Source organism: Oceanobacillus sp. CFH 90083 (assembly GCF_009389585.1).
In the GTDB taxonomy this organism is placed as follows: domain Bacteria; phylum Bacillota; class Bacilli; order Bacillales; family Amphibacillaceae; genus Oceanobacillus.
In genome coordinates this window covers 1-395 of sequence record NZ_VIYG01000051.1, presented here as the reverse complement: position 1 = coordinate 395, position 395 = coordinate 1, and the positions used below count along the sequence as shown (strand labels likewise).

Sequence of the window (395 nt, the reverse complement as noted above, 5' to 3'; positions counted from 1 at the left end):
AGGATTAGATACCCTGGTAGTCCACGCCGTAAACGATGAGTGCTAGGTGTTAGGGGGTTTCCGCCCCTTAGTGCTGAAGTTAACGCATTAAGCACTCCGCCTGGGGAGTACGGCCGCAAGGCTGAAACTCAAAAGAATTGACGGGGACCCGCACAAGCGGTGGAGCATGTGGTTTAATTCGAAGCAACGCGAAGAACCTTACCAGGTCTTGACATCCTTTGACCGCTCTAGAGATAGAGTTTTCCCTTCGGGGACAAAGTGACAGGTGGTGCATGGTTGTCGTCAGCTCGTGTCGTGAGATGTTGGGTTAAGTCCCGCAACGAGCGCAACCCTTGATCTTAGTTGCCAGCATTCAGTTGGGCACTCTAAGGTGACTGCCGGTGACAAACCGGAGG

Annotated in this window: 1 rRNA gene; it reads left to right on the top strand. The window is 53.2% G+C overall.

Annotated elements, in window-relative coordinates:
* A 16S ribosomal RNA gene (locus FLK20_RS21435) occupies positions 1 to 395 on the top strand; the annotation flags it as partial.